Source organism: Flavobacterium fragile, assembly GCF_023634865.1.
Lineage (GTDB): Bacteria > Bacteroidota > Bacteroidia > Flavobacteriales > Flavobacteriaceae > Flavobacterium > Flavobacterium fragile.
Window position 1 is genome coordinate 158,985 of the sequence record NZ_JAMLJN010000003.1, and the last position, 25,468, is coordinate 184,452.

The 25,468-nt window shown below is 33.3% G+C and carries 20 protein-coding genes; 13 read left to right on the forward strand and 7 right to left on the reverse strand.

Features of this window, described 5'->3' with window-relative positions:
* Positions 1-41 precede the first annotated feature (41 nt).
* Positions 42-557, reverse strand: coding sequence for an RNA polymerase sigma factor (locus NAT47_RS05210; RefSeq protein ID WP_250581043.1), 516 nt, complete (start codon positions 555-557; stop codon positions 42-44).
* Between the two features lie 176 nt (positions 558-733).
* On the opposite strand from NAT47_RS05210, the gene NAT47_RS05215 reads away from it, so the two are divergent.
* Both NAT47_RS05215 and NAT47_RS05220 read left to right on the forward strand, forming a co-directional pair.
* The gene (locus NAT47_RS05215) at positions 734-1,768 is read left to right on the forward strand and encodes a hypothetical protein (protein WP_250581045.1); all 1,035 of its coding nucleotides are present in this window, start codon (positions 734-736) and stop codon (positions 1,766-1,768) included.
* Positions 1,769-1,806: 38 nt separating this feature from the next.
* On the forward strand, positions 1,807-2,274 hold the full coding sequence (locus NAT47_RS05220; RefSeq protein ID WP_250581052.1) for a hypothetical protein: 468 nt from the start codon (positions 1,807-1,809) through the stop codon (positions 2,272-2,274).
* A gap of 64 nt (positions 2,275-2,338) precedes the next feature.
* Here NAT47_RS05220 and NAT47_RS05225 read toward each other — a convergent pair whose 3' ends face one another.
* Complete coding sequence (locus tag NAT47_RS05225) at positions 2,339-2,641, reverse strand: heavy metal-binding domain-containing protein (protein WP_250581054.1); 303 nt, start codon at positions 2,639-2,641, stop codon at positions 2,339-2,341.
* A gap of 179 nt (positions 2,642-2,820) precedes the next feature.
* Here NAT47_RS05225 and ffh point away from each other — a divergent pair, with 179 nt between their 5' ends.
* From ffh to NAT47_RS05240, 3 genes are all read left to right on the forward strand, one after another.
* Positions 2,821-4,158, forward strand: a complete 1,338-nt coding sequence (ffh, locus tag NAT47_RS05230; protein ID WP_250581056.1) for a signal recognition particle protein — start codon at positions 2,821-2,823, stop codon at positions 4,156-4,158.
* A 72-nt stretch (positions 4,159-4,230) separates the two neighbouring features.
* Complete coding sequence (locus tag NAT47_RS05235; RefSeq protein WP_250581058.1) at positions 4,231-5,112, forward strand: bifunctional 5,10-methylenetetrahydrofolate dehydrogenase/5,10-methenyltetrahydrofolate cyclohydrolase; 882 nt, start codon at positions 4,231-4,233, stop codon at positions 5,110-5,112.
* 271 nt (positions 5,113-5,383) lie between these two features.
* Positions 5,384-6,313 carry a TolB family protein gene (locus NAT47_RS05240; protein WP_250581060.1) on the forward strand — a complete coding sequence of 310 codons (930 nt, stop codon included), beginning with the start codon at positions 5,384-5,386 and terminating at the stop codon, positions 6,311-6,313.
* Between the two features lie 49 nt (positions 6,314-6,362).
* On the opposite strand, the gene NAT47_RS05245 is transcribed toward NAT47_RS05240, so the two are convergent.
* Complete coding sequence (locus NAT47_RS05245; protein WP_250581062.1) at positions 6,363-7,958, reverse strand: peptide chain release factor 3; 1,596 nt, start codon at positions 7,956-7,958, stop codon at positions 6,363-6,365.
* A 127-nt stretch (positions 7,959-8,085) separates the two neighbouring features.
* Between NAT47_RS05245 and NAT47_RS05250 the strand changes: the two genes are divergently transcribed.
* The 8 genes from NAT47_RS05250 (at position 8,086) to NAT47_RS05285 (ending at position 21,574) form a co-directional block, all read left to right on the forward strand.
* Complete coding sequence (locus tag NAT47_RS05250; protein WP_250581069.1) at positions 8,086-10,047, forward strand: peptidylprolyl isomerase; 1,962 nt, start codon at positions 8,086-8,088, stop codon at positions 10,045-10,047.
* Positions 10,047-10,898, forward strand: coding sequence for a peptidylprolyl isomerase (locus tag NAT47_RS05255; protein ID WP_250581074.1), 852 nt, complete (start codon positions 10,047-10,049; stop codon positions 10,896-10,898). The genes NAT47_RS05250 and NAT47_RS05255 overlap by 1 nt, the downstream gene beginning before the upstream one ends.
* Positions 10,882-12,237, forward strand: coding sequence for a peptidylprolyl isomerase (locus NAT47_RS05260; protein ID WP_250581076.1), 1,356 nt, complete (start codon positions 10,882-10,884; stop codon positions 12,235-12,237). Before NAT47_RS05255 ends, NAT47_RS05260 begins: the two co-directional genes overlap by 17 nt.
* Before the next feature lie 108 nt (positions 12,238-12,345).
* Complete coding sequence (locus NAT47_RS05265; RefSeq protein ID WP_250581078.1) at positions 12,346-13,299, forward strand: AAA family ATPase; 954 nt, start codon at positions 12,346-12,348, stop codon at positions 13,297-13,299.
* A gap of 315 nt (positions 13,300-13,614) precedes the next feature.
* A complete protein-coding gene (locus NAT47_RS05270; RefSeq protein ID WP_250581349.1) occupies positions 13,615-16,386 on the forward strand; it encodes a bifunctional aconitate hydratase 2/2-methylisocitrate dehydratase in 2,772 nt (923 codons plus the stop codon).
* A gap of 115 nt (positions 16,387-16,501) precedes the next feature.
* The gene (locus NAT47_RS05275) at positions 16,502-18,766 is read left to right on the forward strand and encodes an aconitate hydratase (RefSeq protein WP_250581080.1); all 2,265 of its coding nucleotides are present in this window, start codon (positions 16,502-16,504) and stop codon (positions 18,764-18,766) included.
* Positions 18,767-18,864: 98 nt separating this feature from the next.
* Positions 18,865-20,076, forward strand: coding sequence for a peptidoglycan endopeptidase (locus tag NAT47_RS05280; RefSeq protein WP_250581088.1), 1,212 nt, complete (start codon positions 18,865-18,867; stop codon positions 20,074-20,076).
* A 79-nt stretch (positions 20,077-20,155) separates the two neighbouring features.
* Positions 20,156-21,574, forward strand: a complete 1,419-nt coding sequence (locus tag NAT47_RS05285; RefSeq protein ID WP_250581090.1) for an MBL fold metallo-hydrolase — start codon at positions 20,156-20,158, stop codon at positions 21,572-21,574.
* A 52-nt stretch (positions 21,575-21,626) separates the two neighbouring features.
* On the opposite strand, the gene NAT47_RS05290 is transcribed toward NAT47_RS05285, so the two are convergent.
* The 4 genes from NAT47_RS05290 to rimO form a co-directional block, all read right to left on the reverse strand.
* Positions 21,627-21,863, reverse strand: coding sequence for a YdcH family protein (locus NAT47_RS05290; RefSeq protein WP_250581092.1), 237 nt, complete (start codon positions 21,861-21,863; stop codon positions 21,627-21,629).
* 82 nt (positions 21,864-21,945) lie between these two features.
* Positions 21,946-22,620, reverse strand: a complete 675-nt coding sequence (locus NAT47_RS05295) for a hypothetical protein (protein ID WP_250581094.1) — start codon at positions 22,618-22,620, stop codon at positions 21,946-21,948.
* 220 nt (positions 22,621-22,840) lie between these two features.
* Positions 22,841-23,698 (reverse strand): hypothetical protein, encoded by an 858-nt coding sequence (locus tag NAT47_RS05300; protein ID WP_250581096.1) that lies wholly within the window; start codon positions 23,696-23,698, stop codon positions 22,841-22,843.
* A 391-nt stretch (positions 23,699-24,089) separates the two neighbouring features.
* Complete coding sequence (rimO, locus tag NAT47_RS05305; RefSeq protein WP_250581098.1) at positions 24,090-25,391, reverse strand: 30S ribosomal protein S12 methylthiotransferase RimO; 1,302 nt, start codon at positions 25,389-25,391, stop codon at positions 24,090-24,092.
* Positions 25,392-25,468: the final 77 nt, after the last annotated feature.

Consider the following 25,468-nt stretch of genomic DNA (forward strand, 5'->3'; position numbering starts at 1 on the left):
TTCTGTATTACAATAATGTAACAAGTATATTGTTTTTTACCCTACTTAAAATTTTCAATTTCTTTTTTTAGTTCTATCAAAGCCAAGTGAATACGTTTTTCAACGGCTTTCACACTAATGTTTAATTCAGAGGCAATTTCGGCGTATTTTTTTCCATCAATTCGATGCATTAAAAAAGCTATTCTTTGCGTTTCGTTTATATTGTTAATAGCTTTTAATAATTTAGATTCAAATTGTTCTTGTTCTAGTATGTGTTCTGGGTTTTCGTTGGTTCTATCGATTAAAGTATTGTTCTTTTCATAGGTAAGAACTACTTTATTATGTGCAATTGCATTTAAAGAATTGTTAGTTGCAATAGTATAAATATAAGATTTTGCTTTTTCAATTGGGACATCTTTACAATTCTGCCACAGTTTTATAAAAGCTTCTTGTGTGGCATCTTCAGCCTGTTCTGTATTGCCAAATTTGTAGTAAAGATAATTTCGTAAACCTTTTGCATGGCTTTTAAAAAAAGCTGAAAAAATATTTTCTTGGCAAATTGTACTATTTTCAGGCATCCTTGAATAAATCGCTTAAAATTAATTAAATCCTAGGTAGGGTTTTATAAAAATAAGTTGTTGTATAGTTATAGCAAATATAAACATTTTTAATTTTAATCATTTTTTTAAAATTTAGGTAGGGTAAAATTAATTTGAATTGTTATAACTAATATAAACCCAAAAAAATAATAAATATGAAACTAAAACATTTTTTAAATTTAAGTTTAATAGGTTTGCTTTTAATGTCATGCCAAAGTGAAGAAAATGAAGTCATTCAAGATACTAGTCAAAATCTAGCAAAATCTTCACCATTAACAAATTTAATCTCTAGGGTTTCTCAAAATCCTACATCAACTGATAACGTGTTAGACAATTCAAGTTGTTTTAGCGTTGTACTTCCGGCAACTGTTATTGTTAATGGACAAAATATTGTAGTTTCAAATCAAGCGGATTATCAAACAGTTCAAGATGCAATTGATGCATTTTCAAACGATGATGATATTGTAAATTTTGTCTATCCAATCACGGTTCAATTTCAAAATTTTACCACACTTGTAGTACAAAATTCAGATGTTTTAGATGATATTATGGATGATTGTGGTGAAGATGATGGTTTTGATGAAATAGAATGTATTAATTTCAATTTTCCAATTGTAGTTAATATCTATAACGCAAATAATCAATTAGCTGAAACAATTTCTATTACAAATAATGTACAACTATACAATTTTTTAGAGTCGCTAGAGGATAATGAATATATAGCGATTCAATATCCAATTTCAGTAACTAATTCAAATAATCAAACCATTGTGATATCTAATAATGACCAATTTGAAGATGTTATTGAGGATGCTATCGATGATTGTGATGATGATTCTCCTTCTTCGGGTAGTAATGGAAATTTAGCCGCAATTTTATCTAGTGGATCTTGGTATGTTTCATATTTTTATGATGATACAGATCAAACTGCGGCATATTCAGGATATGTTTTCACTTTTACAGCAAATGGAACTACTCAAGCAATACTAAATGGCAATATTTTAAATGGTAGTTGGTCTAATTATATAGAAAGTGGTGAAGAAAAATTAGATTTAAATTATGAAGGTTTAGCCTTAGATGAGCTTGAAGATGACTGGGAAGTAGTTGAATTTACCTCTACTCAAATTAGATTAAAAGATGTGAGTGGAGGAAATGAAGGTACAGATTATTTATACTTTACAAAAAATTAAAAGCATTACAATAATTTATTCATTAAAAATATAACTTTATGAAAAGACTATCTTTAATTCCGTTATTATCTTTGATTTTTATGCTCAATGTAGCTTCTACCTGTTCGGATGATAATGATTCTGTAAATTCAGCAGATCCAACTCCTGTTATTAATACCGTGAACCAAGGAACTTGGCGTATTACTTTCTATGAAGATTCAGGTGTTAACGAAACAACGAATTATTCCAATTACATTTTTACATTTGGTGCAAATAGTGTTTTAACAGCGGCTAACTCTTCAACTTTTACAGGTTCTTGGTCAGTTACTCGTGATAATAGTAATGATGATACTCCAAACGACGACCTAGATTTTAACATCTTTTTTGCTTCACCTGCTCCTGCAAGTTTTGTAGATGATTTAACAGATGATTGGAGTATTATTAGTTATGGCCCCTCTAAGATTGAGTTAGTGGATGTAAGCGGTGGTAGCGGTGGAACCGATTACCTGACTTTTGAGAAGAATTAAAAAATAACCCTTTTTACCCAAACAAAAAGCCAACTTTAAAGTTGGTTTTTTTGTTTTCATATTATTATTTTTTTATTATACTTACTGCGGTTCCTGTTACACTTACTGCAACATAATTACTTGAAGTGAGTTCAATATCAACTTGGATACCCACAACCGCATTGGCATTTAATTTTTCTGCATTTGCTTTTATTTGTTGCATCGCTTGTTCTTTAACATCTAAAATACTTTCGCTGATTCCCGAGTAGTATTTTTGCATATTGAATGTAAATTTCATTTTTTGCACATTTACTGCAGTTCCAGAAACGATTCCCAAGTATTCCACTATTGAAAACCCTTCTACCGAATTGGTTGTTGTTAAAATCATATTTTTGATTTTTATGGTTATATCAAATATAAAACTTTTGATTATTTTTTCTCAGATCAAATGGAATATTTTCTTTTTTATTTTAATACCAACTGATTATTTTCTTCAAACTCTAAATACTACTTTGCGACTTTCTAACTTTATGTTATCTTTGCACTTCATTAAACAAAAACAGCATTATGTTTGATAATTTAAGTGATAAGTTAGATAAAGCGTTTCATATATTAAAAGGACATGGTAAAATTACCGACGTTAACGTTGCTGATACTCTTAAAGAAGTTCGTAGAGCTTTATTAGATGCCGACGTAAACTTTAAAATTGCAAAAGATTTTACCACAAGAGTAAAAGAAAAAGCAATTGGTGAAAACGTATTAACTACATTACAGCCAGGACAATTAATGGTTAAAATCGTTAAAGACGAGTTAACCGAATTAATGGGTGGTGATGCCGCTGGAATTAACCTTTCTGGAAATCCTTCTGTGATTTTAATGTCGGGTTTACAAGGATCTGGTAAAACTACTTTTTCTGGAAAATTAGCGAACTTTTTAAAAACGAAAAAGAACAAAAAGCCTTTATTGGTGGCTTGTGATATCTATCGTCCTGCGGCAATTAATCAGTTGCATGTAGTAGGTGGACAAATTGGTGTTGAAGTCTATTCAGAACCCGAAAATAAAAATCCAGTTGAAATTGCTCAAAATGCGATCAAACATGCCAAGGCAAATGGTTTCAATGTAGTCATTATCGATACCGCTGGTCGTTTGGCTGTAGATGAAGAAATGATGAATGAAATCGCTAATGTTCACCAAGCCATTCAACCACAAGAAACGTTGTTTGTGGTAGATGCGATGACGGGACAAGATGCAGTAAATACAGCGAAAGCATTCAACGATAGATTAAATTTTGACGGAGTTATCTTAACGAAGTTAGATGGTGATACTCGTGGTGGAGCGGCGATTTCGATTAAGTCGGTAGTGAATAAACCAATTAAATTCATCGGTACGGGTGAAAAAATGGAAGCTATCGACGTGTTTTATCCTTCTCGTATGGCAGATCGAATCTTGGGAATGGGAGACGTGGTTTCCTTAGTAGAACGAGCTCAAGAGCAATATGACGAAGAAGAAGCAAGAAAATTACAAAAGAAAATCGCTAAAAACGAGTTTGGTTTTGACGATTTCTTAGCGCAAATTCAACAAATCAAGAAAATGGGTAACATGAAAGATCTTGTTGGAATGATCCCAGGTGCTGGAAAAGCGTTGAAAGATGTAGAAATTCAAGATGATGCTTTCAAACATATTGAAGCTATTATTTATTCAATGACTCCGGCAGAAAGAAGTAAGCCGTCTATCATTGATGTAAAACGCAAAACTAGAATTGCTAAAGGTTCGGGTCGAAAAATTGAAGAGGTGAACCAATTGATGAAGCAATTTGACCAAATGAGTAAAATGATGAAAATGATGCAAGGTGGTGCAGGTAAAAACCTAATGAAAGCCATGGGAGGAATGAAAGGCATGAGATAAACTGTAAAGACGCGATTCCTCGCGTCTTTTTTATAATATATAAATAAAACACACAACAAACAACACAACAAAATGCAATTATTAGACGGAAAAAAAGTATCGGAAGATATTAAAAATGAAATCGCTGCTGAGGTAGCCCAAATGAAAGCAAAAGGAGAAAAAGTACCCCATTTGGCAGCCATTATCGTAGGAAATGATGGCGCTAGTTTAACTTATGTAGGAAGTAAAGTTAAAGCTTGTGAGCGCGTGGGTTTTGAATCTACTTTAATTAAAATGCCAAGTACTACAACCGAAATTGAATTGTTGAAAAAAATCAAAGAATTGAACGAAAATGATGCTGTTGACGGCTTCATTGTTCAGTTGCCTTTGCCAAAACAAATCGATACCCAAAAAATCATTGAAGCGATTGATCCTAGTAAAGATGTAGATGGTTTCCATCCTGAAAATTTTGGAAAAATGGCTTTGGACATGTCTACTTTTATTCCGGCAACACCATTCGGAATTTTAGAGTTATTAGAACGTTATAATGTGCCAACTGATGGAAAACATACCGTAGTTATCGGAAGAAGCCATATTGTTGGTCGTCCAATGGGGATTTTAATGGGAAGAAAAGGATTCCCAGGAAATTCAACGGTAACGGTTACTCACAGTCATTCAAAAAACATCAACCAAATTACCTCTCAAGCCGATATTATCATTTCTGCTTTAGGAGTTCCTAATTTCTTAAAAGCCGAAATGGTTAAAGACGATGTAGTTGTAATCGATGTTGGTATCACTAGAGTAGAAGACGAAACTACTGAAAAAGGATACAGAATTGTAGGCGACGTTGATTTTGAAAATGTATCTAAAAAAGCTTCTTTTATTACACCAGTACCTGGGGGAGTAGGTCCTATGACGATTGCAATGTTGTTGAAAAACACCTTATTAGCAAGAGAGCAAAGAAGACATAAATAATTAAAAAAATAAATTCTCTATATTTCATCACAATTGTAGTTAATTAGGTATCATAGTAGTGAGCTCAACATTATATTGGGCTCATTTTTTGTTTTTTTTAGAAAATTTATTTATAATTTAAAAAAAAATAAATATAATTTTTAAAAAAAATTATATATTTGTTTTTTAACAAATAAATTAAGTTTTTATGAAGAAAAAAATTATCCTCTCTAGTATAGTTGCTGTATTTATTTTAAATTCATGCAGTTCTACGAAACCAGCTCCAGTTAAGTTGTCTGGTCCTCAAGTTACAGCAAGTGCGAAAGAATTAGTTCGAATAACAGATGATGTTGTAGCAGAATTTCAACCTTCTTTGTCTCCAGATGGAAAAAAATTATTATATGTAATCCGCGATGACGCAAATAACAATTATAATAAATGGAGTATTAGATTAAAAAATGATGTTATGCTACCAGGTTTTACTCCATTAATAGGAAATAAAACGGATAGACCTTCGTGGATAGATAATGAAAATTTTATTTTCACCTATTATGCCTCTAAACCTACTATAGCAGTTACAAGCATAAATAAATTAGGTTTAACTTATATTGGTCAAAATGCTTATGGTGATTTTGATGCAGATGCTAGTGTTTCTCCAGATGGCAAGAAGATAGTTTTAACTACAACTTTGCAAGAGACTCGTAATATCTGTTTGGTTAATAGAGATGGAAGTAGCTTTACAGTACTCTCTGAAGGTATTAATCCTAAATGGAGTCCGAAAGGTGATAAGTTGTTGTATACAAAATTATCAGGTGATTTTTATCAGTTATTCGAACTAGATTTGAAATCGTTCCAAAGCACACAGATTACAACTGGTGAACAGCATTCTACTAATGGTGCTTATTCCCCTGATGGAAAACATATTGTTTTTATTGGAACAAAAGATAAATTTAGTCATTTATTCGTGATGAAAGTTAATGGGACTTCTTTAACTCAAATTACAAGCGGTGACTCAAATGAGACTCAGCCTTTTTGGGGAGTAGATGGTAATATTTATTTTTCATCTACAGCTGGTGCACGTCAGCCGGATAAAGCAGTTAACAAATATTCTAATTTTTTCAATACTACTAGAACATCTAATAGTACTATTAATCAAGAATTATCTGCATTTTCTTATCCTTACACTGATATTTGGAGAGTTCGTCCTTTAATTGTTAATTAATTACATTCATAAAACTAAAAAGCCATTTCAAACGAAATGGCTTTTTGTTTTATCTCTTTTGATAATCCGAAGTAAAGAATAATTCTACTGTAGGATATTTCTGTTGGGTCATTTGGATTGAGAAATCGCTATCGGCTAAGAAAACCAATTGGCCGTATTTATCGTGACCTAAGAATTTTTGTTTTACACGCTTGAATTCGGCAAATTCTTCGTTTTTTGGATCTTGTGGTTTTACCCAACATGCTTTAAAAGCTGGAAAGTTTTCATACGTACATTTTGCACCATATTCGTGTTCTAAACGGTATTGAATAACTTCGTATTGTAGCGCTCCTACGGTACCTATTACTTTTCTTCCGTTCATTTCTAACGTAAATAATTGGGCAACCCCTTCGTCCATTAATTGGTCAATTCCTTTTTCTAATTGTTTTGATTTTAATGGATCTGCATTATTGATGTATCTAAAATGTTCTGGTGAGAAACTTGGAATTCCTTGGAAATTCATTATTTCTCCTTCCGTTAAAGTATCTCCAATTTTGAAGTTACCCGTATCGTGTAATCCTACGATGTCACCAGGATAGGAAATGTCGACAATCTCTTTCTTTTCTGCAAAAAAAGCGTTTGGACTTGAAAATTTCATGTTTTTTCCGTGTCTAACGTGTAAATACGGTTTGTTTTTTTCAAATGTTCCCGAAACAATTTTAACGAAAGCTAAACGGTCACGATGTTTTGGATCCATGTTGGCATGAATTTTAAAAACAAATCCACTGAATTTGGTTTCATCAGGTTGAACTAATCTCGTATCTGATTCTTTTGGCTTTGGTGTTGGCGCAATTTCGATGAAACAATCTAATAATTCTCGAACTCCAAAATTATTCAAAGCCGAACCAAAGAACACCGGTTGTAAATCACCAGCCAAATATTCCTCCCTGTCAAATGGTGGATATACTTCGTCTATTAATTCTAACTCTTCTCTTAATCGGTTAGCTGGTTTTTCTCCAATAATTCCTTCTAGTTCTGGATTATTGATGTCGTTAAAAGCTATCGTTTCTTCAATATTTTTTCGACTATCACCTTCAAAAAGGTTAATGTTCTTTTCCCAAATATTATAGATTCCTTGGAAATCGTATCCCATTCCAATAGGAAAACTTAATGGTGTTACTCGAAGTTTTAATTTTTTCTCCACTTCATCCATCAAATCGAAAGCGTCTTTACCTTCACGGTCTAATTTGTTAATGAAAACAATCATTGGAATGTTTCGCATTCTACAAACTTCCACTAATTTTTCGGTTTGTTCCTCAACCCCTTTTGCAACATCGATTACTACGATTACACTATCAACTGCAGTTAAAGTTCTAAAGGTATCTTCTGCAAAGTCTTTGTGACCAGGTGTATCTAAGATATTGATTTTTTTATCTTTATAATTGAAAGCTAAGACAGAAGTGGCTACGGAAATTCCTCTTTGTCTTTCAATCTCCATGAAATCGGAAGTAGCACCTTTTTTAATTTTATTACTTTTTACCGCACCCGCTTCTTGAATAGCTCCACCAAACAATAATAATTTCTCTGTTAGAGTTGTTTTACCAGCATCGGGATGGGAGATAATTCCAAAGGTTCTTCTTCTTGCTATTTCTTCTATAAAACTCATTATTCAAAATTTTGTGCAAAAGTAACTTTTTTTGCAGAATTTTCTGTTAATAGTCCGTTTTAAATGTTGTGGAATAGTCTCGAATTGTTATTTTTGTCGATTGCAACTCAAAATGTATACATATATTATGAAAATTAGTCGCTTACTTGTTTTTGTTTTTTTAATAACACCTTATTTTTTATTGGCCCAAACCAAGGAAGTTTTGTTTTCGATAGACAATAATCCTTATTATACGGATGAATTTGTTAGGGTTTACAAAAAGAATTTAGATTTAGTAAAAGATGACTCTCAAAAAGATCTGGATAAGTATTTGGAATTGTTTATTGGCTATAAGTTAAAAGTAGAAAAAGCGAATAAACTTGGTTTACAAAATGGCAATAATTACCAAAATGAACTAAAATCGTATCGCAACCAATTGTCTAAGAATTATTTGAATGATTCTAAAGTTACTAATGAGTTGATTCAAGAAGCATATGACAGATTGCAACAAGAGGTAAGAGCATCTCATATCTTAGTTTTAGTAGATGAAGGAGCTTCTCCGGCTGATACTTTAAAAGCCTATCAAAAAATTACAGCTATTAAAAAGCGATTAGATGCAGGTGAGGATTTTATAACGGTAGCCCAACAAACTTCTGAAGATCCATCTGTAAAAGAAAATAATGGTGATTTGGGTTATTTTTCTGCCTTTAGAATGGTTTACCCATTTGAAAATGCTGCTTACCATACTCCTGTAGGTCAAGTTTCCAAGCCTTTTAGAACTCGTTTTGGTTATCATTTGGTTAAAGTAGCAGACAAGAGAGCTAATCGTGGTGAAGTAACAGTGGCTCATATTATGCTTTTAAAACAAGATGAAAATGGCCCAAAAGAAAAAGCGAAATCTACTATAGATGCTATTTATCAAAAAATCCAACAAGGCGAAAGTTTTGAAAGTTTGGCCCAACAATTTTCAGAGGACAAGTCTTCCGCATCTAAAGGTGGTATTTTGCAACGTTTTGGATCGGGGCAGTTGAGTTCGGAAGAGTTTGAAAATGTTGCATTTGGTTTAAAAGAAAGACAACAAATATCGGCTCCTTTTGAAACGCAATTTGGATGGCATATTGTAAAACTAATCGAAAAACATCCTGTTGGTTCGCTATCAGAAATGAAATCAGAATTGGAAGATAAAATAAAAAGAGATGAACGCTCCTTATTAATCACTAATTCCTTAGCCAAAAAGTTACGTTCTAAATATGATGTGAATAAGAATCTCACATTACTCTCTAAAGTCAAGTCTGTTGTAAATGATAAATTCTACAATCAAACTTGGGAAGTTCCAGCCAAAAACAATCAATTAGAGGGAGTAGTCTTAACCCTAAATAAGGTTAAAAAAGTAAATTCTAAGGTGTTTTTAGATTATATATCTTCTAGTCAGAAGGGGAATATAAAAACAAAACCTATTTCGAGATTGGTGGATGAATTGTTTGAAAAATTTACTGATGAACAAGTATTGGCTTATTACAATGATAATTTGGAAAATGAATTCCCAGAGTTTCGATATGTAATGGATGAGTATCGTGATGGTTTGTTGCTTTTTGACTTAATGGAAAAAGAGATATGGAATAGAGCAAAGAATGATACCTTAGCTTTGAATACCTATTTTCAAGACAACATTAAGAATTATCAGTGGAAAAAAAGATTACAAGCGGATATTTTATCATCTACTGATTTGAAAATAATTGAGAAGGCACAAAAGTTCTTGAAAAAAGGAAAATCATTGGATTACATTAAAGCAGAACTAAATAAAGACGGAAAAGTTAACATTATATCAAAATCAGGTCTTTATGAAATAGATGCTGACGTCTTATCACAATTTAATAATTTGTCTAAAGGAGTTTCATCAATTGTTTCGAAAGATAATTATTATTTTGTAGTTCATGTAATTGATGAAAAACCATCAGGTAATAAGGAATTATCAGAAACTAAAGGAAGAGTTATTAGCGATTATCAGCAATATTTAGAAAATCATTGGGTTGACGAATTGAAAAAAGAATTTTCAATAAAAGTAAATCAAGATGTGTTTTTAAAGGTGAAGAATCAATTGAGTAAATAATGAAATACTGGACTTCTATATTTTTGCTTTTCCTATTGGTAGCTTCGTGTGATTATTTTAAACCACCGAAGGAGCCCAAAGCTATTGCGCGTGTTGGGAAAAGTTATTTATATGAGTCCGATATTTTAAACTTGGTTCCTAATGGAACTTCAAAAGAAGATAGCATCACCATTGTGAAATCATTTATTGATCGATGGGCAACACAAAAATTATTGTTTGAAGCGGCAGAGAAAAACATTGGGAAAGATCAAGTTGAAGCATTTAACGACTTGATTGAGCAATATAAAGTTGATTTATATACTGAGGCATATCTGGAAAATTTAGTAATACGTCAGGTTGATACTCTGGTTACGGAATCTCAGATTCAGGATTACTACAATAAAAATAAACAGTATTTCAAGAATCCTTCAGAATTGGTAAAGTTACGATACATTAATTTAGTTAAAGAAAATCCAAAATTTGCTAAAATTAAATCAAAGTTTACTTCCTTTACCAAAAAAGATAAGAAAGAGCTTGAGCAAATGGCAGTTCAGTTTAAAAGTTATGCTTTTAACGACTCTATTTGGGTGGATATTAATCAGGTTTATGAGAAAATCCCGTTCATAAACATTGACAACAAGCAACATTATATTTCAAGTGGTAGTAACTTTCAGTATCCTGATTCAACTACTATTTGGTTAGTAAAAGTGAATAGTGTTTTACCAAAAGATAGTGCAACTCCGTTAGAGTTTTTAAAACCAACTATAAAACAAATTATAATAAATAATAGAAAATTAGAATTAATTAATACTTTAGAAAAAGAGATTACGAATGACGCAATCAAAGACAATAAATATGAAATTTATAAATAAGAAATTACTTTTTGCATTACTATTAATAACATCGTCAGCAGTATTTGCACAACCTAAAAGACAAAAAGTAGATGGCGTAATTGCTGTTGTAGGCGATTATGTGGTGTTGGATTCTGATATTGATTTAGAATTGATAACCTTAAAATCACAAGGAATTGATGTGAAAAATATCACTCGTTGCGAATTATTAGGAAAGCAATTAGAAGATAAATTATATGCACATCAAGCGGTTCAAGACAGTATAGTAGTATCAGATGCTGAGGTAAATTCATTTTTGAATGAACAAATTGATGCAGCTGTTGAACAAATTGGTTCGATTGATAAGGTAGTTAAATATTACAACAAGAAAAACGTAGAAGAGTTAAGAAGTCATTTTTTCGATGTAGTAAAAATGAATAAGTTAACTACTCAAATGCAAAAGAAAATTGTTGACGGGGTTGAAATAACACCTGAAGAAGTGCGTAATTTCTTTAAAGGAATCCCTGCAGATGAAATACCTACCGTGGGAGCTGAAATGGAGATTGCTCAAATCGTTGTGAAGCCTGTGATTTCAGAAGACGAGAAAAACAATGTAATCAATAAGTTGAAAGAAATAAAACAAGATGTTTTAAATGGGTCGAGTTTTTTCAGTAAGGCAGTTTTGTTTTCAGAAGATCCTGGTTCTAGTTCGAATGGAGGATATTACAAAATGAATCGTAAAACGCCTTTTGTGAAAGAATTTAAAGATGTTGCTTTTAGTTTGGCTGAAGGAGAAATATCAGAACCTTTTGAAACGGAATTTGGATTTCACATTATTTACGTGGAGAAAATTAAAGGTCAAGATGTAGAATTACGTCATATTTTAATTACACCAAAAGTTTCTTCTCAAGCTATTAAAGACGCTAAAGAAAAAATTGAGCAAATCAGAACTAAAATTGTAAACAAAGAAATTTCTTTTGCTGATGCTGCTCGTTCTTCATCTGATGAAAAAGAAACACGAAATAATGGTGGTGTTTTGTTAAATCCAAGAACTATGGAGCCAAAATTCGAATTGACAAAAATGGACCCTGTATTATATGCACAAGTTTCGGATTTAAAAGACGGCGAGGTTACTATGCCAATTCTAGATGAAGCTAGAGGAATGGGTAAGTTTTATAAAATCATCACTGTAAATAACAGAACTGAAGAACATCAAGCAGATTTTGCGAAAGATTATTTAAAGATCAAAGAGTTGGCTTTAAAAGACAAACAAATTAAAGCTATTGCTAAGTGGTCTGAAGAAAAAATTAAAGAGACCTACATTAAAATTGGAGATGATTATAAGGATTGCCCATTTGCCAACAATTGGTTAAAAAAGTAAACTATATTAATACCCTCTGAAAATTTTCAAAGGGTATTTTTTCATAAAAAATAATTATCTTAGTTTCTTTATCAGAACACCTTTTACCCATTACTAAAATTAGAATTTATGTCAGACGTTACGCTTATTAATGAATTAGTAAAAAGACAAAATGAATTAAAGTTAGAGATAGCTAAAGTGATTGTAGGTCAGAATGAGGTAGTACATCAAATAGTGATGAGTATTTTTTCAGGTGGTCATGCTTTGTTAATAGGAGTTCCGGGACTTGCTAAGACTTTGATGGTGAATACTATATCTCAAGCGCTAGGGTTGCAGTTCAAACGCATTCAGTTTACACCTGATTTAATGCCGTCTGATATTTTGGGAAGTGAAATCTTAGACGAAAATCGCAATTTTAAATTTATAAAAGGGCCTATTTTTTCGAATATTATTTTGGCAGATGAAATAAACAGAACGCCTCCTAAAACACAAGCCGCTTTATTGGAGGCTATGCAAGAACGTGCCGTAACTGTTGCCGGGCATCATTATAAATTAGATTTGCCTTATTTTGTATTGGCTACTCAAAACCCTATAGAGCAAGAAGGAACATATCCGCTTCCTGAAGCGCAATTGGATCGTTTTATGTTTGCGATTAAGTTGGATTATCCTACTTTTGAAGAAGAAGTAAATGTGGTAAAATCTACTACTTCTGATTTTAAGCCTGAAGTAAAACCATTATTTACAGCCCAAGAAATTATCGATTTTCAAAATGTAATCCGAAAAATGCCTGTGGCGGATAATGTGATTGAATATGCCGTTACTTTAGTCAGCAAAACACGTCCCGATAATCCTTTGTCTAATGAGTTTGTGAAAACCTATATTGATTGGGGGGCAGGACCAAGAGCTTCTCAGAATTTAATTTTAGCAGCTAAAACCAATGCGGCATTTAATGGTAAATTTTCTCCTGATATCGAAGATGTAAAATCGGTAGCTATAGGTATTTTACGTCACCGAATAGTAAAAAATTATAAAGCGGATGCAGAGGGTATAACTGAAGAACAAATCATTAAGAAGTTGTTCTAATTTCTTTTAAGCATAGCATTTTGTGGACTTCCGATAGTGGAAATGCACCTTTGTTTTGTTACTCTTTTAAAAACAAGTATTGTTTTTTGCTGATTTAACAAAACTTTGATTTTAAATTACGAATTATTCAAAATATTTTTGTTTTATCGAATTTTATTGAAAAATAAATACTAAAATAAAATCTTTGTAAATAATAATTCTTCTATTTAGGCTTTTTATTAAAAATTTTTAAATTTGATTAAGATTTATTAAATTTGTGCCACTTTAACAACAAACACTAATTAACTTATTTATAGTATGGCATTAGCTGCTGAAATGAATCTTTATAACGAATACATTAAAGAGATCGAGGAAAGAAAAGGTCAAGGATTACATCCAAAACCAATTGATAGTGCTGATTTATTAAACGAAATCATTGCTCAAATCAAAGATACAAACAATGCAAATAGAGAAGATTGCTTGCAATTTTTCATCTATAACACTTTGCCGGGAACTACTCCTGCTGCTGGTGCTAAGGCTAAATTCTTGAAAGAAATTATTTTAGGGCAAGAAGTAGTGGCTGAAATTACTCCAACTTTTGCTTTTGAATTGTTATCGCACATGAAAGGTGGACCATCTATCGTAGTATTGTTAGATTTAGCTTTAGGAAACGATGAAGCAATTGCGAAACAAGCGGCTGAAGTTTTAAAAACACAGGTTTACTTATACGATGCCGATATGGATCGTTTAAAAGTAGCATATGAAAATGGAAATGCAGTAGCAAAAGCTATTTTAGAAAGCTATGCAAAAGCGGAGTTTTTTACTAAACTTCCAGAAGTTGCAGAGGAAATCAAAGTGGTAACTTTTATCGCTGGAGAAGGTGATATTTCTACCGATTTATTATCTCCAGGAAATCAAGCGCACTCGCGTTCTGACCGTGAATTACACGGAAAATGTATGATTACACCTCAAGCGCAAGAAGAAATTAAAGCCTTACAAGCGCAACATCCAGATAAATCGGTAATGTTAATTGCTGAAAAAGGCACGATGGGTGTAGGTTCTTCTCGTATGTCAGGTGTAAATAACGTAGCACTTTGGACAGGTAAACAAGCAAGTCCTTATGTACCATTCGTGAATTTCGCTCCAATCGTAGGAGGAACCAATGGAATTTCTCCAATTTTCTTAACTACAGTTGACGTAACAGGAGGAATTGGAATCGATTTAAAAAACTGGGTTAAAAAGACCGATGCTAACGGTGAATTAGTTCGCGATGAAAATGGGGAACCAGTTTTAGAGCAAGTATATTCAGTTGCAACTGGAACTGTTTTGACCATCAATACAAAAACAAAAAAATTATACAACGGTGATCAAGAATTGATCGATATTTCAAGATCATTCACCCCACAAAAAATGGAATTTATCAAAGCGGGTGGTTCGTACGCTATCGTTTTTGGTAAAAAACTTCAAACTTTTGCTGCTAAAACTTTAGGAATTGAAGCACCTCTTGTATACGCTCCTTCAAAAGAGATTCACATTGAAGGTCAAGGATTAACGGCAGTTGAGAAAATTTTCAATAAAAATGCAGTTGGGACTCTTTCTAAACAAGTGTTGCATGCTGGTTCTGATGTTCGTGTTACAGTAAACATTGTAGGTTCGCAAGATACTACAGGTTTAATGACGGCTCAAGAATTAGAATCGATGGCAGCAACTGTAATTTCTCCAATTGTTGATGCAGCGTACCAATCAGGTTGTCATACAGCATCTGTTTGGGATAAAAAAGCACAAGCAAACATCCCGAAATTAATGCAGTTCATGAATGATTTCGGATTGATTACAGCACGTGATCCAAAAGGGGTTTATCATCCAATGACCGACGTAATTCACAAAGTATTAAATGATATTACAGTTGATGAGTGGGCTATTATTATTGGTGGTGACTCACATACTAGAATGTCAAAAGGGGTTGCTTTCGGTGCAGATTCGGGAACTGTTGCTCTTGCTTTAGCAACGGGTGAAGCTTCAATGCCAATTCCTCAATCGGTAAAAGTGACTTTCAAAGGAAGCATGCCTGATTATATGGATTTCCGAGATGTAGTTCATGCTACTCAAGCGCAAATGTTGCACCAATTTGGTGGTGAAAATGTTTTCCAAGGAAGAATTATCGAAGTTCACATTGGAACATTAACCGCTGATCAAGCGTTTACATTTACTGACTGGACTGCTGAAATGAAAGCGAAAGCATCTATTTGTATTTCTGAAGATGAAACTTTAATCGAATCTTTAGAAATTGCAAAAGGAAGAATCCAAATCATGATTGATAAAGGCATGGACAACAAAAACCGTGTTCTTCAAGGATTAATCGATAAAGCAAACAAGCGTATTGCAGAGATCCGTTCAGGTGAAAAACCAGCGTTACGTCCAGATGCAAATGCAAAATATTATGCTGAAGTGGTCGTAGATTTAGATCAAATTGCTGAGCCAATGATTGCTGACCCAGATGTTAACAATAAAGATGTTTCAAAACGTTATACGCACGATACGATTCGTCCGCTTTCTTTCTACGGCGGTGATAAAAAAGTAGATTTAGGATTCATCGGTTCTTGTATGGTTCACAAGGGAGATATGAAAATCTTAGCGCAAATGTTGAAAAATATCGAAAAACAACAAGGTAAAGTGGAATTTAAAGCGCCATTAGTAGTTGCTCCTCCAACATACAATATTGTTGACGAATTAAAAGCAGAAGGCGATTGGGAAGTATTACAAAAATATTCAGGTTTCGAATTTGATGATAATGCACCAAAAGCAGTTGCTCGTACCGAATATGAAAACATGTTGTATTTAGAGCGTCCGGGTTGTAACCTTTGTATGGGGAACCAAGAAAAAGCGTCTAAAGGAGATACGGTAATGGCAACATCAACTCGTTTGTTCCAAGGTCGTGTTGTAGAAGACTCTGCAGAGAAAAAAGGAGAATCATTATTATCATCTACTCCTGTTGTAGTATTGTCAACTATTTTAGGAAGAACCCCTTCAATTGAAGAATACAAAAAAGCGGTGGATGGAATCAACTTAACTAAGTTTGCTCCATCTCACAAATTGTTAGTAGGATAATTAAATCTAAATATCAAAATGAAAAGCTCAAGTTTTTTTACTTGGGCTTTTTTGTTTTTATCTGTTCAATTTTTTGTAAATTAGTGGGATTAAATAACAAACAAAATAAATTACTATGGCATTTGATATTGAAATGATTGAAAAAGTATACGCCACCATGGCAGAACGAGTAGATAAAGCTCGTGATATAGTTGGGCGTCCATTGACTTTGTCTGAGAAAATTTTGTATTCGCATCTTTGGGAAGGAATGCCAACGCAAGCCTTCGCAAGAGGTAAAGATTATGTTGATTTTGCTCCCGATAGAGTGGCTTGTCAAGATGCAACAGCACAAATGGCCTTATTGCAATTTATGCATGCTGGAAAGAGTAAAGTTGCGGTTCCTACAACCGTACATTGCGACCATTTAATTCAAGCAAAATCGGGTGCAGAAGCTGATTTAGCTTTCGCCAATAAACAATCTAAAGAGGTTTTTGATTTCTTGTCCTCAGTATCTAATAAATACGGAATTGGATTTTGGAAACCGGGTTCGGGAATTATTCACCAAATCGTATTAGAGAATTATGCTTTTCCTGGAGGTTTAATGATTGGAACTGATTCTCATACTGTAAATGCTGGTGGTTTAGGAATGTTGGCTATTGGAGTTGGTGGTGCCGATGCGGTTGATGTTATGTCGGGTATGTCTTGGGAATTAAAATTTCCAAAGTTAATCGGAGTAAAATTAACGGGTAAATTAAACGGTTGGACCGCACCAAAAGACGTTATTTTAAAAGTAGCTGATATTTTGACCGTAAAAGGCGGAACCGGTGCTATTGTAGAATATTTCGGAGAAGGTGCCGAATCGATGTCGTGTACCGGAAAAGGAACTATTTGTAATATGGGAGCTGAAATTGGAGCTACTACTTCCACTTTTGGATACGATGATTCAATGAGAAGATATTTAGCAGCAACAGGTCGTCAAGATGTTGTGAATGCAGCGGATAAAGTGGCTTCTTACTTAACCGCGGATGCCGAAGTTTATGCGAATCCAGAAAAATATTTTGACCAATTAATCGAAATCAATTTATCAGAATTAGAACCACACATTAACGGGCCTTTCACTCCAGATAGAGGAACACCAGTTTCCAAAATGAAAGCGGAAGCCGAAGCTAACGGATGGCCAATTAAAGTCGAATGGGGATTAATCGGTTCGTGTACCAATTCTTCTTACGAAGATATGTCGCGTGCTGCTTCCATTGTAAGACAAGCGGTGGCTCATGGCATTAAGCCTAAAGCAGAATTTGGGATTAACCCAGGTTCGGAACAAATTCGTTACACGATTGAACGAGATGGAATTATTGCCGATTTCGAGAAAATGGGAACCAAAGTGTTTACGAATGCTTGCGGGCCTTGTATTGGACAATGGGATAGAGAAGGAGCGGACAAACAAGAAAAAAATACCATCGTACATTCGTTCAACCGTAACTTTTCAAAAAGAGCCGATGGAAATCCAAATACGCATGCTTTTGTAACTTCGCCAGAAATGGTAGCCGCTTTAGCGATTTCAGGTCGTTTGGATTTTAATCCCATAACAGATACTTTGATAAATGATAAAGGAGAAGCTGTAAAATTGAATCCCCCTTTTGGAGATGAATTACCAACTAAAGGTTTTGATGTAAAAGATCCTGGATTTCAAGCACCAGCAGAGGATGGTTCTAATGTAGAAGTTGTGGTTTCTCCAACTTCAGACCGATTACAATTGTTAGCGCCTTTTGATGCTTGGGATGGTAAAAATATTACAGGTGCCAAATTGTTAATCAAAGCGTTCGGGAAATGTACGACTGACCATATTTCGATGGCTGGACCTTGGTTACGTTTCCGTGGTCATTTGGATAATATTTCGAATAATATGTTGATTGGTGCGGAAAATGCATTTAATGGAAAAGCAAATTCGGTGAAAAATCAATTGACGGGAGCCTATGACGAAGTGCCTAAAGTACAAAGAGCTTATAAAGCAGCCGGAATTCCGTCGATTGTAGTGGGTGATCATAACTATGGTGAAGGTTCTTCACGAGAGCATGCAGCTATGGAACCACGTTTTCTTGGTGTAAAAGCAGTTTTAGTGAAATCATTTGCTCGTATTCATGAAACGAATTTGAAAAAACAAGGAATGTTAGCTTTAACTTTTGCCAACGAATCGGATTATGATAAAATTCAAGAAGATGATACCATCAATTTCTTAGATTTAACAGAATTTGCTCCAGGAAAACCGCTGACATTAGAATTTGTTCATGCTGATGGTTCTAAAGATACAATTTTAGCGAATCACTCTTATAACGATAGCCAAATCGCTTGGTTTGTGGCGGGCTCGGCTTTAAATTTAATTGCGGCTGAAAAAGCATAGTTAAATTTCGAATTTAAAATATTGTTAAAACTCCCTTTTTAAAGGGAGTTTTTTTTATCTTGCAAACTCTTATCTGCAATCCATATAAAATAGTTCCAATGAGGTTTACTTACATATTACTTTTTATTTTTTTTAGTTGTTCTTTATTTGCTCAAAAAACCATTAAACATACCGTGGTTTCGGGTGAATCTATTTATTCCATTGCTAAAAAGTATGATGTTAGTGAATCCGACATTTATGAATTAAATCCAAAAGCTAAAGGTGCTTTACTTCAATTGAAAACGGTTTTGTTGATTCCAAATAAGAAATCAAATTCTAAGACTTCAAAGGAAAAAGGGGGTACAAAAAATGCAAATCCAGAGACTCATATCGTTGCTTCAGGTGAGTCCTTATATAAGATTGCCAAAATGTATGATATCAGCTTGGAAAAGTTAAAAGAATTGAATCCTGATGTTAAGGCTGAAACTATGCAAATAGGTGATAAAATTGTAATTTCTGCCAAAAAAGAATCTGTTAAACCCAAAGTAAAAACATCAGAACAATTACAAGAACCTGCTCAATCAGAGCAAAAGGTAGCACTTAAAGAAGAACAAAAAGAAAAGAAAAAGGAAGACCAAAAATTGGTGGTAAAACAAGAAACTGTTGAAACGTCACCACTAATCAACATAGATGCTAATTTGTGTATAGATGAAATAGGTAATCACGTACATACTGTTAGTAAAGGTGAAACCTTATATAAACTATCTAGAAAATATAAAGTTAGTGTTAGGGATTTGGAAGAAATGAATCCTGAAATAATAGCTAATTTACCTATTGGTTATGAAGTTATCGTTAAAAAAGGAAATTTAGAATTAGTAAATCACCAAAATGAAGCTGAAAAAGCGCCAAAATTTGGAGAAGAAATCTCTCTTGAACATATGTCAAAAATTGATTTCTTAATTGCTAAAGCCTCTCAACATTTAGGTACGCGCTATAGAGGAGGTGGAACTTCAAGCGCTGGATTTGATTGCTCGGGTTTGATGTTTACCACTTTTAAGCACATCGATATGACGCTGCCACGTTCTTCTAGTTCAATGGCTGTTGGTGCTGGGTATAAAATCGATAGGAGTCAGGCTAGAAAAGGCGATTTAATCTTTTTTACTACAAACGGAAGAGGAAGTATCAACCATGTAGGAATGATTACTGAGATTAACGGAGATGAAATTAAATTTATTCATTCTTCGGTTCAAGCGGGAGTTATAATTTCATCTACGGAAGAACCTTATTATAAAAGACGTTTCATTCAAATTAATCGTGTTTTAGAAAACTAATCGATGGTTTTCTACATGATATTTATCATTTTACTTCTAACTGTTAGCCTGTAAATTCGTAACCTCTAAAAGTTACGTTATGAAAGTAGAACAAATCTATACAGGTTGTATTGCGCATGCTGCTTATTATATAGAAAATAATGGTGAAGCTGCTATTTTTGATCCATTACGTGAAGTCCAACCTTATATCGATCGTGCCAAAAAAGATAATGCCAAAATCAAATATGTTTTTGAAACCCATTTTCATGCCGATTTTGTGAGCGGTCATTTGGATTTAAAAGCCAAAACGGGAGCTCAAATTGTATTTGGACCAACTGCAAAGCCTAATTATGAAGCTTTAATTGCTGCTGATGGTCAAATTTTTACCATTGGAAATTATAAAATAAAAGCCATTCATACGCCTGGTCATACCATGGAAAGTACAACGTACTTGTTGATTGATGAAAACGATAAGGAACACGGAATCATATCAGGTGATACCTTGTTTATTGGTGATGTTGGTCGCCCTGATTTGGCCCAACACGTAGTTGCCGATTTAACTCAGGATAAATTAGCTCGCTTATTGTATCATTCACTCCGTGAAAAAATCTTGCCGCTTTCAGATGATTTAATTGTGTATCCCAATCATGGTGCGGGTAGTGCTTGTGGAAAAAACATGAGTAAAGAAACTACCGATACTTTAGGCAATCAAAAACGAACCAATTATGCGCTTCGACAAGATATGACAGAAGACGAGTTTGTAAATGAATTACTTACGGGATTGACAACGCCGCCAGGTTATTTTCCAAAAAATGTATTGCTAAATTTAAAAGGATATGAATCCTTGGATAAAGTAATTGAAAAAGCAAAGAAACCTCTACATCCAAATGATTTTGAAGCTTTAGCTAATGTTTCGGGCGCTTTAGTTTTGGATACTCGAAATGCCAATGATTTTGCAAAAGGCTTTATTCCAAATAGCATTAATATTGGAATCGATGGTAGTTTTGCTATGTGGGTTGGTGAGATGATTTCCGATATTAATCAAGCTATACTTTTAGTTACAGAACCTGGTAGGGAAGAAGAATGTATGATTCGATTATCAAGAGTAGGATATGATAATACTATAGGGTATTTAGAAGGTGGATTTGCATCATGGAAACAATCAGGTAAAGAAATTGATACTTTAAAAAGAATTTCAGGTAAAGAGTTGGAAGAGTGGTTCAATAAAGAGCAGGTTCTACTTTTTGATGTTCGTAAGAAAAGTGAATTTGATTCGGAACACCTGTTACATTCCGTCAATATTCCATTGAATCAATTGAATGCTAAGTTAGATAGTTTTCCTAAAGATAAATCCTTTGTGATTTACTGCGCTGGAGGTTATCGCAGTATGATTGCAGCTTCCATTTTAAAACAAAGAGGATATGATAATTTTGTAGATGTTACAGGAGGATTTAATGAAATTGCAAAAACTACTTCATTACCTAAAACAGAATATGTTTGTCCGAAGACTTTATTGTAAAAAAAGAGGCTGTTTCACTAAGAATACAGCCTCTTTTTCTGACCAAATCAATCTAATTATTTTTTAGGAAATTATAAATTTCATCTTTAAGAAACACACGATCTTTTCTAAGTTGTGATAATTCATCATCCATAGCTAATTCTTCATCGGTTTCAATTTTATAGATTTTTTCGTCTAATTCTGTGTACGAGTGCACTAATACTTGAAATTCATCATTATGATGATACAAGTCTTTAATCTTGTCTGCGAACTCAGGAAAATCTTGGTAAATAGGATGTTTGGTTATCATAATTTTACTTTTTAAATTTCTATACTCGAAGTTACTACTAAAAAAAATGATTACATATGATAATTATCATTTTTAAAAAAAATCACCTAATTTGTTCTATTGTAAAATAACTATCAACTTTATTTTTTATTAGATCAACAGATAGTAGATTGGCATCGAAGTAAAATTCAATAGTGTCACCCGTATTCAGTTGAATTAGATTTTCTGCAGAACGAACTGGGGGAGTAACATTAATTTCTGTAATAACTACAGTAATTCCAATATTCGCAAAATTATTTCTAGCTATAATCGTTCCATTTTTACGGATGGAGATGCCGAAGTTGGTTGCTACAGCTACAGTACCTCCAGCTTTTATTTGAGAATACACTCTGTAAATTCCGGGTTGTTTTGCGGTATATGTAGCTGATGTAACATCATATTCATCATTTAAGTCAATTTCTTCTGCGTTGAATGTTATTTTTGCTTCACTACTTAATAATGATAAACTTACTAGAGAACCTGCGTCTTGAGCAAAACTACCTTTTACAACGGTTTTTAGTGTATTGTTAATAAGGTTACTAGGAGTTGTTTTTTTTACCACACCATTTGCGTCAGTTAGTATAACACCGTCTGTTGGGACATTCCCATTGTTAATGGTTCTAATTCTGAGTTCTCCGTTAATATCTAAATCTTTCGTAGGAGCGTCGGTTCCAATGCCTACTTGAGAAAATCCATGGATTCCCAAAAGTATCAATGAGATAAGTAGAAAAGTTCTCATGAGAAGTAATTTAAATTAGTGAAATAGATATATCTCTTAACAAAAGTACAAAAATAAACAAACATTTTAATGGTATGATTATCAGTTTTATAAGTGGTTTTTATTTGAATTGTTATGATACAAAATCTATACAATAGGTTTTTAAATGAAAAAATCCTCATATAGAGGATTTTTAATTTATTGTATTTTAGATAATTGCATTAAGTGGAAATAATATTTCTTAGAAAATCCTACGCGCTGTTAGAATAATTTTTCTGTTGCTTCCAATTTCCATTCCCCACCATTTTAATTCATACAATCTATCGGCACTTCCATTATTGAAATTTAAATTAAGGGTCATCACATCAGGGGTAACAGATGACCAAAGTACATCACCATTTCCTAGACTAATTGAGCTTCCGTTGTTTATTGAAACCTCAGTACCATCTTCGTATTGAACTGCTAACAATTCATTCAATGTATAAGTTATCGTTTTAGTACTACCTGAAAAATTGTATAGTTTAGGCAAATAATAATTGTTAAGAGTTGCTCCCACTAGTGACATTTGAAGTCCATCGATTACGGGTAAGGGAGTCAAACTATTAGTGGTAACATAATCATTTAGGTTAAATGAGGATAGATCAGCTTGAGTTTTTGGAATTGTATAAGAGACAGCTATGATTTCTCCGACTTTTAAATTACCGCCTCCTACTTGAATTGTACAACTTTGCCCTCCAACTGTGATACTGAAACTAGTAGGTGTTGGGCTAGAAACCGTTGGTGTTCCTGATACTGAAAAAACCATGTTTCCTCCGCCTAATTCAAAATTTCCTGCTTGCAATGATAATGTTAATCCGTTAACAGGTCCAATCGTTTGTGCGGCATAAGAACCTGTGTTACCTCCAACGTAAGGAATAGTTACAATACCTGTGTAAGTAACTCCTGATGTATAAACGGAAGGAGTTAAAATAGCTTCGTTACACGATAAATTAGTTATTGTGCCTGTAGTTGTTGTTGTATTGTATAAACCTCTCCATTGTACTCCATCCCAGTAATGAAAACCTTGTTTGTAATTTCCGTTATCGGCTATTAAGTACACTAATTGCCCATTTACTTCTCCATTAACAGATAATGAATTTACTCTGGGAGTTAAAATTCCATCTTTAGAATCAACAGTACCTGGGTTTGTAATATGATTTTTTGCTCGTACATCTAAACTTGTTTGAGGTGCGTCAGTACCAATTCCAACCTATGCCACTAAATTATTTATTGTTAAAATGAATGCTAATAGAAAAATTTTTCTCATGATTGTGTTGTTGTTATGTTTTACTATAAAATTAAAAAAAATATCGTAAATAATGAGTAAAGTTTTTGTCTTTCAACAAAATCACAAATTATGATGTATTGTTAAACTCATTTTGGTTGGTATGTTTAAAAAAAAATATCCTTACTAATGCAAGGATATGTGAATGTTTAGAATATTAAAAATTTTAAATAGGCTCAGCATACAAATCAAATTCTGTGGCATCAATTATTTTTAGATTTACAAAATCACCCGTTTTTAAGTAGTATTTAGTAGCGTCTACTAATACTTCATTGTCTACATCTGGACTATCAAATTCGGTTCTACCAATAAAATATTGACCTTCTTTTCTGTCAATAACGCATTTGAATACTTTTCCAATTTTTTCCTGATTTAAATCCCATGAAATTTGCGATTGTAAATCCATAATTTCGGCAGCACGTGCTTGTTTTACTTCTTGTGGCACATCGTCTTCTAAAGCAAAAGCACCTGTGTTTTCTTCATGAGAATACGTAAAGCATCCCAAACGTTCAAATTTCATTTCTTGAACCCAATCCCGTAGGATTTCAAAATCTTCTTGTGTTTCTCCGGGATACCCCACAATTAATGTAGTTCTAATGGCAATACCAGGAACTCTTTCTCTAAATTCTTGTAATAATTTAGTCGTTTTCTCTTTAGTTGTTCCACGTTTCATTGATTTTAAAATATCATCTGAAATATGTTGTAACGGAATATCAATATAATTACAAATTTTTGGTTCGCGTTTCATTACGTCTAATACGTCCATTGGGAAACCACTTGGGAAAGCATAATGTAAACGAATCCACTCAATTCCTTCAACTTTAACTAGGTTTTCTAGTAATTCGGCAAGATTGCGTTTTTTGTATAAATCTAATCCGTAATAAGTTAAATCTTGGGCAATTAAAATTAATTCTTTAACTCCTTTTTTAGCTAAACCTTCCGCTTCTTTAACTAATTTTTCAATAGGTTGCGAAACGTGTTTTCCACGCATTAAAGGAATTGCACAAAAACTACAAGGTCTATCACATCCTTCTGCAATTTTTAAATAGGCATAGTTTTTTGGAGTTGTAGTTAAACGTTCTCCTAATAATTCGTGTTTGTAATCAGCCCCTAAAGCTTTCAATAAAAGAGGTAATTCTGTAGTTCCAAAATATTGGTCAACATCAGGAATTTCCTTTTCTAAATCAGGACGGTATCTTTCAGATAAACATCCAGTAACAAACACTTTGTCTACTAAACCTTGATCTTTTTTATCCACATATTCCAAAATCGTATTCACCGATTCTTCCTTTGCATTGTCAATAAAACCACAAGTATTAATTACCACGATATTACCTTCTTCTTCGTGTGCTACTTCTTTACCGTTTGCCTTTAATTGTCCCATTAACACTTCACTATCGTAAGTATTTTTAGAACATCCAAGAGTAATTACATTGATTTTATTTTTCTTTAACGATTTGGTTCTCATGCTTTTAATTTTGAGGTGCAAAATTACATAAAATAATTAGTAAAAGCACCAGCGTTTTGTAATTTTTTGATGGTTTG